We start from the raw sequence: 11,822 nt of genomic DNA on the forward strand, positions 1-11,822 counted from the left end.
TATTCTGTATCGAGCAGGTCATAGGTCAAGGAGCACTGGAGAGTGGAGTGACAGGAAGTTTGTGCGAAAGAGACTACTCAAGCTTTTAAATTCAGTTGGTTATAGGCATCTTTATGGAAAAAAGTCTTATAGGTCGATTAGCCTTTTGGCAGAAGAGAACAGAACCGACTAGCCTTGGTGTCTATGTCTGCGCCGATAAATTATGGGTTTACGCACCTGCCCAAAAAGAAAATGCTGAGCAGTGGTTACCCTTTGAGCTGAAAGATGAGCACTGGTCATTGGCGTTTGCTGCTGTGGCTAAATCCTTTCCCAATGCACAGTTACAGTTGATTTTGGCTTCAGGCCTTTATCAATTGCTGCTGACCGATAAACCGAATGTCGATACTGTCGAGTTATCCCAAGCTTTGCTGTGGTCAATTAAAGACATGGTCACGCTACCTGTACCGCAAATCCATTTGGATTACTTTGAGTCACCCATTCCGAGTAATAAAATCAATGTTGTGGTGGTGGATAAAGCTAAGTTAGTGAGCATGGTGCAGGCCATTCATGAACAAGATTTACAACTTTTCGGTATTAGTATCGAAGAGTTAGCCGTAACTAACCTATTTAATGATGACAACCAAGCGCGTCTGGTAGTAAGCCATAATCCCGGTCAAGAATTGCTACTGACTGTGGTTAAGCAAGGTCAGCTGTATATGCAGCGTCGCGTGCGCGGATTTACTCAATTGGATAAGACTCAAGCGGATGAGTTAAGTTATGGCATGGCAGACAATTTAAGCTTAGAAATTCAGCGTTCTATGGATTATTTTGAAAGTCAATTGAGACAGGCTCCGGTATCTTCTATCGAACTCCTCGCGGATGGTGCCGTGGATGCTTTAGCTAAGTTAGTCTCGGCAAACTTCAATCAAGCTGTGAATGTCATTGATAAAAGCTGTGTTGGCGCGCGAATGGCGGGATTAGCCTTTGCTGAATTTTATCGAGGTACTGAGTGATTAAATACCGAGTCAATCTTTACACTCCTTCATTATTACCCCCGAAGCAAAGATTAACCTTTGCGCGTTTAAGTGCTTACGCCTTGGTTTTTGCGATCTTATTTGCGGTTTTAGGTGGTTATAGCTACTGGCAAGTCAGTGAGTTACAACAGGCCCAGCAGTTGGCTGCCCAACAAAAGCAGCAATTCGATACCCAAAAACAGGCATTAGAAGCACAAATTGCTGCGCGTAAACCCGATGCCGATCTTGTTGCGCGAGTCGATTTAGCGGCACAACAGTTAGAGCTGAAGCAATTACTCATGGGAGAATTGAGTCTTAGGACTTCTTTAACTAGCCGTGGTTTTGCGCCAGTTCTTAAAGATTTAGCCGTCGTGTCGGATGCGAGTGTTTGGCTTAGTCATATCGTCATTAATGAGCAAGATTTTATGTTCGAAGGTTTTGCCGACCATCCTCAAAGCATTCCGCAGTGGATTGGCAAACTCAAAACTACGCAGACTTTAAAGGGGCAAGCTTTCTCGTCGATGAGCATGGATCGCGGTGAAGATAAACCTTTGGCCTTTACCTTGAAAAGCGATAACAAGGAGGAAGCCGCGCAATGAAGCAAAAGTTAGCCCAATTAGGACAACAGTTTGATGCGCTAAGTCGCCGTGAGCGAGTGTTGATCTCAGTCGCCATTCTGGCCGTGGTCGGCATGCTGAGTTATTTACCTTTAGAGTCCCTGTGGAAAACCCATGTGGCTGTTTCACAACAGCTAAAAGCCTTAGAGCAGGAAAACGCGATTTCGGCTCAGCAGATTGACTTGTATCAGCAACGTTTAGCGTTAGATCCCAATCAAGATTACCAACAGCGTTTAGTGCTGTTGCAGCAACAGAATCAAGCCCTAGATGCCCAGCTCGATGAGCAGATGGTGGATATGGTGCCGGCAGACTATATGCCGCAGTTGCTGGGTAATTTACTAGGACAAGTGCAAGGGATTAAATTAATTAAGTTTATGTCGATAGCGCCCATCCCTTTATTACCTGTGGGTGAAGAGAAAAAACTCAATCTATATAGTCATGGTATTCGTTTGAGTCTAGAGGGTGATTATTTTTCTGTGTTGCGCTTTGTGGAAGCCGTTGAGGCCATGCCAGATAAACTTTATTGGAAGCGTCTCGACTATAAAGTTGCGGAATATCCAAAAGCGACCGTTGAGATTGAACTTTATACCTTGAGTATTAATAAGGACTTTATCAGTGTTTCTAAATAAGTCTTATATTATCAGTGTGTTGTTATTGGTTAGTAGCACTATGGTGTCTGCTGAATCGCTGCGCGACCCGACTTTGCCCGGTAAAGGCTTTGCTGTGCAGGGTCATGCGAGTCAAACGCAGGATCAGGCGCTTGTACTTAACAGCATAGTAAGCTCAGGAAACACGGCTTATGCTGTGATAAATAACAAGATATTGTCTGTTGGTGACAGCGTTCAGGGGCTGAGTATCGTTAAAATTACCCCCACTTATGTATCGCTGTCCGATGGACGGAAATTGACATTGTTTCAAGCAATAACAGAGAGATAGGGAATACACCTCAGATGAAAGCGATTAAATACTTTACACCTCTGCTCTCACTTTGCCTTGTGGCGTGTCAGACCACAAATAGGCCACAGCCGGAGGCGAGTAAGGCGGAATTAGCGGCCTCAATGGCGACGGCAACGGCATCAACGACGCCACCGCCTGCGACTATGCCGGACGCGGTTCAGCGGGAATTGAATTCAGGCGCATTGCTATCAGGTTTGACCCCCACATTGGAAACTGAGCGTCGTTTCGATGTATCAGCCCACGATGTTGATGCTAAAGTATTTTTTCCAAGCTTAGTCCAAGGTACACCACTGAGTGTCGCCGTACATCCTGACGTGCAAGGTACGATCTCATTATCCCTTAAAGGTGTGACATTAACTGAAGCAATTCAAGTGGTTGAAGATATCTACGGCTACGAAGTGAGTCGCGAAGGGCGCATCCTAAGAGTGTTTCCTGCTGGGATGCGTACCGAGACGTTTCCGCTGAACTATCTCTATATGGAACGCGATGGCTTATCTGTGACGTCAGTGAGTTCAGGACGGATTTCGGATAGCAATAATTCCAATAGTAATTCGAACAATAACAATTCAAACAATAGCGGCTCGAATAATAACAATAATTCGAACAGCAGTAATGGCAATAACTCGAGCAGTAATAGCGGTAGCGATAGTAGCAACGGTACTTTTATCCGTTCGCGTACTAAGACAGATTTTTGGGGGGACTTGAAAGAGACATTATCCTCGATAATCGGCGAAACAGGTGGCGGTCGTCAGGTTGTTGTTACGCCGCAGGCGGGTTTAGTGACCATTCGTGCTTTTCCTAGTGAATTACGTCAAGTGCGTACTTTCTTAAATTCCGCAGAAAGTCATTTGCAGCGCCAAGTGATTTTAGAAGCGAAGATCCTCGAAGTCACCTTATCCGATGGTTATCAGCAAGGTATCCAATGGGATAATGTTCTGGGACATGTTGGCAATACGAATGTGAATTTTGGAACATCAGCGGGCCCTAGTTTAAACGATAAAATCACCTCGGCGATTGGTGGTGTGACCTCGCTGAGTATTAAAGGTTCTGACTTTACGACCATGATCAACCTATTAGATACCCAAGGTGATGTGGATGTATTGTCTAGCCCAAGGGTGACTGCATCGAATAACCAAAAAGCGGTGATCAAAGTCGGTACTGATGAGTACTTTGTCACTGATGTTTCATCGACCACAGTAGCGGGCACAACGCCTGTGACCACTCCACAAGTCGAGCTCACGCCGTTTTTCTCGGGCATTGCCTTAGACGTTACGCCGCAAATTGATAGTGACGGCAATGTGTTATTGCACGTGCATCCATCCGTTATCGATGTGAAAGAGCAGACTAAAGACATCAAAGTGAGTGACGCTTCGTTGGAGCTACCTTTAGCGCAGAGTGAAATTCGTGAGTCTGATACTGTCATCCGCGCCGCCTCCGGTGACGTAGTCATCATCGGTGGCTTGATGAAGAGTGAAAACATTGAAGTGGTATCGCAAGTGCCTTTGTTGGGTGATATTCCTTTCCTCGGTGAATTGTTTAAAAACCGTAGTAAGCAGAAGAAGAAAACCGAGCTTATTATTCTGTTAAAACCTACGGTAGTTGGCGTTGATACCTGGAAAACGGAGCTACAACGTTCTAAGACCTTATTAGATCGTTGGTATCCGGAGACAAAGTAAGCTTCTATGTATCAGAAGCATTTTGGCCTAAGCCAAGCCCCATTTTCACTGACACCCAATACCGGATTTTTTTTCGGCCTGTCGCCACACGTGGAAGCCTTGCAAGTCTTGCAAACCGCTCTGCAAACGGGCGAGGGCTTTATTAAGGTGACAGGGGAAGTGGGGACAGGTAAAACGTTGATTTGCCGCAAGCTCATTAACGAATTGCCGAGTCAGTTTCATTGCGCATATTTGCCTAATCCTTATCTCACGCCAGCTGAATTACGCTGGGCGGTAGCGAGTGAGCTGGGCCTTAAATACACCAGCAATATCGACCAGCAGCAACTCACAGGACTTATTCAACAGCAGCTTTTAGCTTTGAGCGCCCACGGGCACGCCATTGTATTGGTACTCGATGAAGCGCAGGCATTGCCGGACGACAGTCTTGAGGCGCTGCGGTTATTCACTAATCTGGAAACCGAGACACGCAAATTATTACAGGTAGTGTTATTTGGGCAACCCGAGCTCGATGACAGGCTTAAACGCCAAGAATTTAGGCAATTAAGACAGCGGATTACTTTTAGCTACAACCTTCGCCCACTAACATGGGATGAAACCGACGCTTATCTTCGCCACCGATTAGCTATCGCTGGGCGTGCGGGCGAACCACTCTTTACATCACGGGAAACACGTCAGATAGCTTATGCGTCCCGAGGGATCCCCAGATTGATCAATATTCTTGCCCATAAAGCCTTGTTATTGAGTTTCGGCGAAGGCGCTACTCGTGTGCAAACCTCCCACGTTAAAGCCGCAATTCAAGACACCGAAGATGCAAGTGTTCGCCGATTATTATCGTGGAAATGGTTGCCTTTTTTCACGTTGATGACAGTGGCTTTCGGTTTGGGATTACAACACTTTTTCAGGGGTGTTGTATGAGCGTGATCAACAAGATGCTGCAGGATCTCGACAAGCGTCAGCAGGGGCATGAGCTCAGCAACGTGGCTCAGCCACAGGTGCAATATTTAGCTCGCAGGCGGGCTCCGTTTAATGGGCTGCTGCTCTGTGGTGTGTCATTGCTATTCGGTGGCGGCGCGGTTTATGGCTGGCAACTTTTCATGGCAAAGCCTGCTGAAGCGACTATTTCGGCTCAAACAAATGGGCAAAATGAATCTACTCAGACTCAAATCGAGCCTGTTCAGATAGACAAGATTACCTCGAGACAGCCTTCAGCAAGCGTCGAAGTCGTCGAAGAACCGCTTAAAGTTACGACTACGCAGGAGTTTACGACTAAGAGTGAAAAGCTTGAACCCAGTGTCGACGACGTTGTACTTAATCAGCCGCAAGAATTTGAATCAGAAAACGAGGTTGAACAAGAGTCACAACGGCAACAAGATGAGAGCTCAGTACTCGCAGATGACCTAGTTGATACGTCAAGCGAGCCAAGTCATTCACAGTCAAATCGTGTGACATCGAGTGTGCGAAGCGCCGAGGTCACTGCTGCCGCACCATCGGCATTAATGATGTCAGAACGTGCCAGTATTGCCGCCGATAATGACCGTAATGCGAGCAATGAGCTTAAAGTACAAGAAGTTAAAGCTGATGCAGGCACTAATCGACTCACGCCCCAACAGCAAGGGCAAATGGCGATTACTGAGGTGAAGTTGACCCCAAAGCAGCTGGCGCAGAAGCGGTTCACCTTAGCGAGTGAGGCTGAAAGGGATGGCAAACTCAAAGATGCCATTAGTTATTATGAGCAAACATTAGGCTTTGATCCCAGTATGCATGAAGCGCGCAAGCAGTTAGCTGCGCTGCATTATGGGCAAGGTCAATTAGCCAAAGCCAGTGAAGTGTTACAGCAAGGCATGCTGTTATTCCCACAGCAGTTAGACTTTGCCTTATTGCTTGCTCGGGTTCAGCAAGCCTCTGGCCAGGCTGATCTCGCATTAGTGACGTTAGCTAACATACCTGACACGCATCCACTGGCGAGACAAAAGTGGATGGCACAATCGGATTTGGCGCAAAATTTAGGACAGTTTTCGTTGTCAGAACAAGCCTATAGACAATTATTACAACAAGAACCTCAACAGGCTAAATGGTGGATGGGGCTGGCCTATGCGCTCGATTCGCAGCAGCAATTTCCCCAAGCACGCCAAGCCTATCGGACGGCTTTAGGCCATAGAGGCTTATCGGCGCAGGCGAGTGCCTTTATCGAACAACGTTTGACTCAGCTAGGAGATAGCCAATGAAACCCAGATTAAAAATGCGTTTGGGCGATCTGTTAGTTCAGGAAACCATTATTACTGAAGCGCAGTTGCAACAGGCGTTGGCTGAGCAGCGCAATACGGGCAAAAAACTGGGCCGTACTCTGATTGATTTGCAATCGATTACCGAACATCAGTTGCTGCAGTTCTTGTCGCAACAATTGAATGTGCCTTTGCTTGATATCAGTAAAATGCCGATCCCGGCGGAAGTTGTGCATCTTATTCCTGAGGTGCAAGCCCGACGTTTCCGCGCTTTAGCGGTTGAAGACCGGGGCGATAGCGTATTGGTTGCAATGAGCGACCCCGCGGATTTGCAGGCGCTCGATCACCTCGAAATGCTTATCGCACCTAAGCGTTTGAAGTTAGCGGTAGCGCCCGAGCAGCAACTGCTGCAAGCGTTTGATAACTTATATCGCCGTACAGACCAAATTGCACAGATCGCCGGTAAGCTCGAAGAAGAATACGCCGCCGATGAGATGTTCGATTTAGCCAGCCTCACGTCGGGTGATAGTGACAATGAAACCACAGTGGTTAAGTTGCTGCAGTCGATTTTTGAAGATGCGGTGCAAATGCGCGCCTCGGATATTCATATCGAACCCGGTGATAAAGCCTTACGTATTCGCCAGCGTATCGATGGTCAGTTACATGAAACGATTCTGAATGAAGTTAATATTGCCGCGGCTTTAGTATTGCGACTTAAGTTGATGGCGGGTCTCGATATTTCCGAAAAACGTTTGCCGCAGGATGGTCGTTTCCATATGGAAATCAAAGGTCATCATATCGATGTGCGTATGTCGACTATGCCGATTTACCACGGCGAATCTGTGGTGATGCGTTTGCTCGATCAATCGGCGGGTTTATTGACCTTAAACGAAACCGGTATGCCGCCTGCTATTTTGGCGCGTATTCGTAAACAGATTAAACGTCCCCACGGCATGCTACTGGTGACAGGTCCAACGGGTAGCGGCAAAACGACCACCTTGTACGGTATTTTGAGCGAGCTCAATACCGCCGACCGTAAGATCATCACGGTCGAAGATCCAGTTGAATATCAATTGCCGCGGATCAACCAAGTGCAAGTTAACCATAAGATTGGCTTAAACTTTTCAAATGTATTACGCACCACCTTACGTCAAGACCCCGATATTATCATGGTGGGGGAAATGCGTGACCAAGAAACCGTGGAGATTGGCCTTAGGGGTGCATTAACGGGCCACTTTGTGCTATCGACCTTGCATACCAACGATGCGGTCACCAGTGCGCTGCGTTTACTCGATATGGGCGCTGCGAGTTATTTAGTTGCTAGTGCCTTAAGGGTGATTATTGCCCAGCGTTTAGTGCGCCGTGTCTGCCATAACTGTGGGGTAGAGTATCAACCGACACCGCAGGAAAAAGCCTGGCTGAGTAGTGTGAGCCGCAAAGATTTTACCCATGCGAGTTTTAGGATTGGCACGGGTTGCCAGAGTTGTAATGGCAGTGGTTATCGTGGCCGTATTGGTATTTTTGAGATCCTCGAGCTAGACGAAAAGATGATCGATGCTATGCGTACTGGTAATCCGCAGGATTTTGCCAGAGCCGCGTTGCAGAGCCCTAACTTCACCCCACTCGCTGAGTCAGCGTTGCAATATCTGAGCGAAGGTATGACGACGATTGAAGAGGTCGCTAAGTTGGTGGAAGACGTGAGTGAATCTCAGATACCTTTGTCGAAGGATATTATTAGCCAACAAGGCGTTGAGGCGTAATTATGCCAATTTATCAATACCGTGGACGCAGTGGTCAAGGTCAATCCGTTACGGGACAATTGGATGCCGCGTCGGAAAGTGCCGCTGCTGACATGCTATTGGCGCGTGGCATTATCCCCCTTGAAGTCAAAGTCGCCAAAGTGGCTAAGTCGTTCTCATTGACTAAGTTATTTGGTGGGAAAGTCGCGTTAGAAGAATTACAGATTTTTACCCGACAAATGTACTCCTTGACCCGTTCTGGCATTCCTATTTTGCGGGCAATAGCAGGCTTATCTGAAACGGCGCATTCCCAGCGAATGAAAGATGCGCTTAATGATATTTCTGAGCAGCTCACCGCAGGGCGACCCTTGTCATCATCCATGAATCAACATCCCGATGTGTTTGATTCTTTGTTTGTTTCTATGGTGCACGTGGGGGAGAACACGGGTAAGTTAGAAGATGCCTTCATTCAACTTTCAGGTTATATCGAGCGTGAGCAAGAGACGCGGCGACGAATTAAATCGGCCATGCGTTATCCCATGTTTGTATTGATTGCGATTGCGCTCGCTATGGTGATCCTCAATATCATGGTGATCCCTAAGTTTGCCGAGATGTTTTCTCGCTTTGGCGCCGACTTGCCGTGGGCGACAAAAGTGTTGATTGGTACATCAAATCTATTCGTGAATTATTGGGCGCTGATGTTGGTGGCGCTGATTGGCACTATTATCGGCATTCGTTACTGGCACCATACGGAAAAAGGTGAGAAGCAGTGGGATAAGTGGAAGTTACACATTCCCGCCGTAGGGTCGATTATTGAGCGTTCGACTTTAGCCCGTTATTGTCGCAGTTTCTCTATGATGCTCAGTGCGGGCGTACCTATGACGCAGGCCTTAAGTTTAGTGGCCGACGCGGTAGATAATGCCTACATGCACGACAAGATAGTCGGTATGCGCCGTGGCATAGAGTCTGGTGACTCTATGCTGAGGGTATCGAATCAGAGCAAGTTATTTACGCCACTAGTGCTGCAAATGGTGGCTGTGGGCGAAGAAACGGGGCAAATCGATCAATTACTTAATGATGCGGCAGATTTCTATGAGGGCGAAGTAGACTATGATTTAAAGAACCTCACCGCGAAATTGGAGCCAATTTTGATCGGTTTTGTGGCCGTGATTGTCTTAGTGTTGGCCTTGGGGATATACCTGCCAATGTGGGATATGCTCAATGTGGTCAAAGGCGGTAAGTAAGCGATATGGATAATATTTATTTCCTATCTTATACGTGGGACTGAGGTTAAATGCAGACTCAGCAAAAGGCTGAAAGCGATCTATTACGTATCTATGGACGTATGATCGCCATTGGAATTGTATTGGTTATCATGGCGGTGATCGGAGCTAAGTACTTTTTTACGCTACCGCAAATAGCGGCTCGTGGATTGGAAGTGGAACACGCTCGTTTTTTAAATGTGCTAGTGATGGTGCGTTCCCAGTGGTTGTCTTTGGGTAAGCCACCACAATTGCAATTGAACTGGGAGGTATTTGATAATCCCTCCTTAGAAACTGAGTTGAGTGTTGTCGATATCAATGATTTAGGATGGCCACAACCTAAGCACTTAAATGATCAAGGCTGCCAAGATTTGTGGCAACAGTTAATGGGTGCTGAAACTGATAATTTAGGTCTAGAGGCGGATTATTTGGTTAAGGATAATAGCTGTCACTATCGGTCTAAAAATGGCGATAGTTTAGGCTATCAACTGAACTCTGGCAGGGTCATTTTTTTGACTGCTCCGTAAAATATTGTTAACTCAATGGCTTTTTAAAATTGATTTAACTGTTAGAATAAAATTTCTGAGGTCTGGGGACATATATATGAAAACTAAGCAAACAGGGTTCTCATTAATCGAACTTGTGATTGTGATTGTGATTTTGGGTTTACTCGCCGCAACTGCGATTCCACGATTCTTAAATGTCACCGATGATGCTGAAGATGCCAGTGTTGACGGTGTTGCGGGTGGTTTATCGACTGCAGTTAGCTTTGTGCGTTCTCAGTGGGAAGTTGATGGGCGTCAAAATAGCAGCGTTATCCTCGACGGTAACACAGTAAATGTCGATACACGTTTTGGCTATCCAACGGGAACTTCAGTAACCAGTGCGACAGCTATGACAAATGCCAGTTGCCAAGAAGTGTTTAACACTGTGTTGCAGAGTGCTCCACGTAACGTATTATTTAACCAAGATGCACGTAATCAACGTTATACCGCTCGTGTTATTAACGCCGCAGGCGGCAGTGCTAACTCAATTACTGGCGCAGTCGTTGCAGGTTTAGATTTATGTGTTTATCACCAAGTAGCTTCACTGGTGCTAAATCAAACGAATGGTGTACCCACTCCTGCCCCTGATTTAACAACGGTAGGTGCTAAGGGAATAGTGTATAACCCCGGCACAGGCAGAGTATTAAGCTTCACTCAAACACCATTTGTACCATAGAAACTAAAGCGTCATGCTTAAGTTAATCAACTTTTTTGTAAAGTTATTGAATAGGTAATTAAGAATGAAAAGACAACAAGGTTTTACCTTAATAGAATTAGTAGTAGTGATCATCATCTTAGGTATTCTTGCTGTCACAGCGGCACCTAAGTTTATCAATCTTCAATCTGATGCACGTAAATCGACAGTTGAGGGTGTTAAAGCCGCCTTACAAGGTGCGAATACTCTGATTTATTCAAAGGCTGCTCTAGCTGGTAAAGAAAAAGCCACAGGTCAGACTGTAACTATTGCAACAGGTGTTGATGTCACGACTGATTATGGTTATCTCAATAGTGCTACGAGTTCTGCTGCTGTGAAAACTAACCTTGAAAATGCCTTGGATATGAAATTTGATGCATTGGCGACAGATACTGTAGGTACAGTGAATGACTTTGGTGTCGTGTATAAGAGTGCAACATCTTTCATTATTGTTCCTAAGGGAAAGAAAGACACTGACGCTTGCCGTTTAGAATATACACCTGCAACTAGCACTACATTACCTGTGTATTCAGTTGTAGCTACCGCGTGTTAATGGAGTCTTACAGAATGAAAAAGCAAAGTGGTTTTACATTAATTGAATTAGTAGTTGTTATTATTATTTTAGGGATTTTGGCTGTTACCGCCGCGCCTAAGTTTATTAATTTGCAAGGTGATGCCCGTCTTTCTGCTCTAAATGGTTTGAAAGCCTCCTTGCAAGGAGGTAACACTTTGTTGTATTCAAAAGCAGCTCTTCAAGGAGAGGAGGGTAATAATGGTGGAACTACTAAGAATATTGACTTAAACGGTGATGGTACTGATGATGTTATTGGAGTTTTTGGTTACGTTAAAGCAACTCAAGCTGACATCCAAGCAATTTTAGATATCACTTTTGATGTAGGTACAACTCCGACTGTTACTGGAACAAACGAGTGGATTATAGATACTACTACTGCAACTACGCCTGCTGGGGGGGTCACTTTCTATCAGCGTGGGGCACCAGCTACTTGTAAATTCAGTTATGTTGCTCCGACAGTAAAAGGCACTCAACCAATATATACAGCATTACCTACTGCCGATAAATGTTAGTTTTACTTAATTAGAAGGCCTGCCTAGCAGGC

The 11,822-nt window shown here is 45.9% G+C and carries 13 protein-coding genes; all 13 read left to right on the forward strand.

Translation table 11 applies throughout. The features are described 5' to 3' along the window. Positions 1-113: 113 nt before the first annotated feature. Complete coding sequence (locus ACHA99_RS16115; protein ID WP_263142551.1) at positions 114-992, forward strand: MSHA biogenesis protein MshI; 879 nt, start codon at positions 114-116, stop codon at positions 990-992. Further along, positions 989-1,591 (forward strand): fimbrial assembly protein, encoded by a 603-nt coding sequence (locus tag ACHA99_RS16120; RefSeq protein WP_105251269.1) that lies wholly within the window; start codon positions 989-991, stop codon positions 1,589-1,591. The genes ACHA99_RS16115 and ACHA99_RS16120 overlap by 4 nt, the downstream gene beginning before the upstream one ends. Further along, a complete protein-coding gene (locus ACHA99_RS16125; RefSeq protein ID WP_131523452.1) occupies positions 1,588-2,238 on the forward strand; it encodes an MSHA biogenesis protein MshJ in 651 nt (216 codons plus the stop codon). Before ACHA99_RS16120 ends, ACHA99_RS16125 begins: the two co-directional genes overlap by 4 nt. Then, positions 2,225-2,545 (forward strand): MSHA biogenesis protein MshK, encoded by a 321-nt coding sequence (locus ACHA99_RS16130; protein ID WP_330147586.1) that lies wholly within the window; start codon positions 2,225-2,227, stop codon positions 2,543-2,545. Before ACHA99_RS16125 ends, ACHA99_RS16130 begins: the two co-directional genes overlap by 14 nt. Before the next feature lie 14 nt (positions 2,546-2,559). Further along, positions 2,560-4,242, forward strand: a complete 1,683-nt coding sequence (gene mshL, locus ACHA99_RS16135; protein WP_393943821.1) for a pilus (MSHA type) biogenesis protein MshL — start codon at positions 2,560-2,562, stop codon at positions 4,240-4,242. A gap of 6 nt (positions 4,243-4,248) precedes the next feature. Beyond that, positions 4,249-5,157: an ExeA family protein gene (locus tag ACHA99_RS16140; protein WP_393943823.1), complete on the forward strand. Its 909-nt coding sequence runs from the start codon at positions 4,249-4,251 to the stop codon at positions 5,155-5,157. Further along, the gene (locus ACHA99_RS16145) at positions 5,154-6,467 is read left to right on the forward strand and encodes a tetratricopeptide repeat protein (RefSeq protein ID WP_393943825.1); all 1,314 of its coding nucleotides are present in this window, start codon (positions 5,154-5,156) and stop codon (positions 6,465-6,467) included. The genes ACHA99_RS16140 and ACHA99_RS16145 overlap by 4 nt, the downstream gene beginning before the upstream one ends. Then, positions 6,464-8,224, forward strand: coding sequence for a GspE/PulE family protein (locus ACHA99_RS16150; RefSeq protein WP_393943827.1), 1,761 nt, complete (start codon positions 6,464-6,466; stop codon positions 8,222-8,224). Before ACHA99_RS16145 ends, ACHA99_RS16150 begins: the two co-directional genes overlap by 4 nt. Before the next feature lie 2 nt (positions 8,225-8,226). After that, positions 8,227-9,447 carry a type II secretion system F family protein gene (locus tag ACHA99_RS16155; protein WP_126491075.1) on the forward strand — a complete coding sequence of 407 codons (1,221 nt, stop codon included), beginning with the start codon at positions 8,227-8,229 and terminating at the stop codon, positions 9,445-9,447. Between the two features lie 50 nt (positions 9,448-9,497). Then, positions 9,498-9,992, forward strand: coding sequence for an MSHA biogenesis protein MshF (locus ACHA99_RS16160; RefSeq protein WP_219250674.1), 495 nt, complete (start codon positions 9,498-9,500; stop codon positions 9,990-9,992). A gap of 76 nt (positions 9,993-10,068) precedes the next feature. Continuing rightward, positions 10,069-10,686, forward strand: a complete 618-nt coding sequence (locus ACHA99_RS16165) for a prepilin-type N-terminal cleavage/methylation domain-containing protein (protein ID WP_105251278.1) — start codon at positions 10,069-10,071, stop codon at positions 10,684-10,686. A 64-nt stretch (positions 10,687-10,750) separates the two neighbouring features. Continuing rightward, complete coding sequence (locus tag ACHA99_RS16170; protein ID WP_113940083.1) at positions 10,751-11,257, forward strand: type II secretion system protein; 507 nt, start codon at positions 10,751-10,753, stop codon at positions 11,255-11,257. 14 nt (positions 11,258-11,271) lie between these two features. Beyond that, positions 11,272-11,790, forward strand: coding sequence for a Tfp pilus assembly protein FimT/FimU (locus ACHA99_RS16175; RefSeq protein WP_113940082.1), 519 nt, complete (start codon positions 11,272-11,274; stop codon positions 11,788-11,790). Positions 11,791-11,822: the final 32 nt, after the last annotated feature.

The sequence above is a fragment of the Shewanella sp. S23-S33 genome, from assembly GCF_043359565.1.
Lineage (GTDB): Bacteria > Pseudomonadota > Gammaproteobacteria > Enterobacterales > Shewanellaceae > Shewanella > Shewanella oncorhynchi.

Excerpts from the sequence above, each read along its gene's own strand:
- ACHA99_RS16140 (WP_393943823.1), top strand. The coding sequence starts at position 4,249 with ATGTATCAGAAGCATTTTGGCCTAAGCCAAGCCCCATTTTCACTGACA.
- ACHA99_RS16155 (WP_126491075.1), top strand. The coding sequence starts at position 8,227 with ATGCCAATTTATCAATACCGTGGACGCAGTGGTCAAGGTCAATCCGTT.
- ACHA99_RS16125 (WP_131523452.1), top strand. The coding sequence starts at position 1,588 with ATGAAGCAAAAGTTAGCCCAATTAGGACAACAGTTTGATGCGCTAAGT.
- ACHA99_RS16170 (WP_113940083.1), top strand. The coding sequence starts at position 10,751 with ATGAAAAGACAACAAGGTTTTACCTTAATAGAATTAGTAGTAGTGATC.
- ACHA99_RS16175 (WP_113940082.1), top strand. The coding sequence starts at position 11,272 with ATGAAAAAGCAAAGTGGTTTTACATTAATTGAATTAGTAGTTGTTATT.
- ACHA99_RS16165 (WP_105251278.1), top strand. The coding sequence starts at position 10,069 with ATGAAAACTAAGCAAACAGGGTTCTCATTAATCGAACTTGTGATTGTG.
- ACHA99_RS16115 (WP_263142551.1), top strand. The coding sequence starts at position 114 with ATGGAAAAAAGTCTTATAGGTCGATTAGCCTTTTGGCAGAAGAGAACA.
- ACHA99_RS16160 (WP_219250674.1), top strand. The coding sequence starts at position 9,498 with ATGCAGACTCAGCAAAAGGCTGAAAGCGATCTATTACGTATCTATGGA.
- ACHA99_RS16150 (WP_393943827.1), top strand. The coding sequence starts at position 6,464 with ATGAAACCCAGATTAAAAATGCGTTTGGGCGATCTGTTAGTTCAGGAA.
- mshL (WP_393943821.1), top strand. The coding sequence starts at position 2,560 with ATGAAAGCGATTAAATACTTTACACCTCTGCTCTCACTTTGCCTTGTG.
- ACHA99_RS16145 (WP_393943825.1), top strand. The coding sequence starts at position 5,154 with ATGAGCGTGATCAACAAGATGCTGCAGGATCTCGACAAGCGTCAGCAG.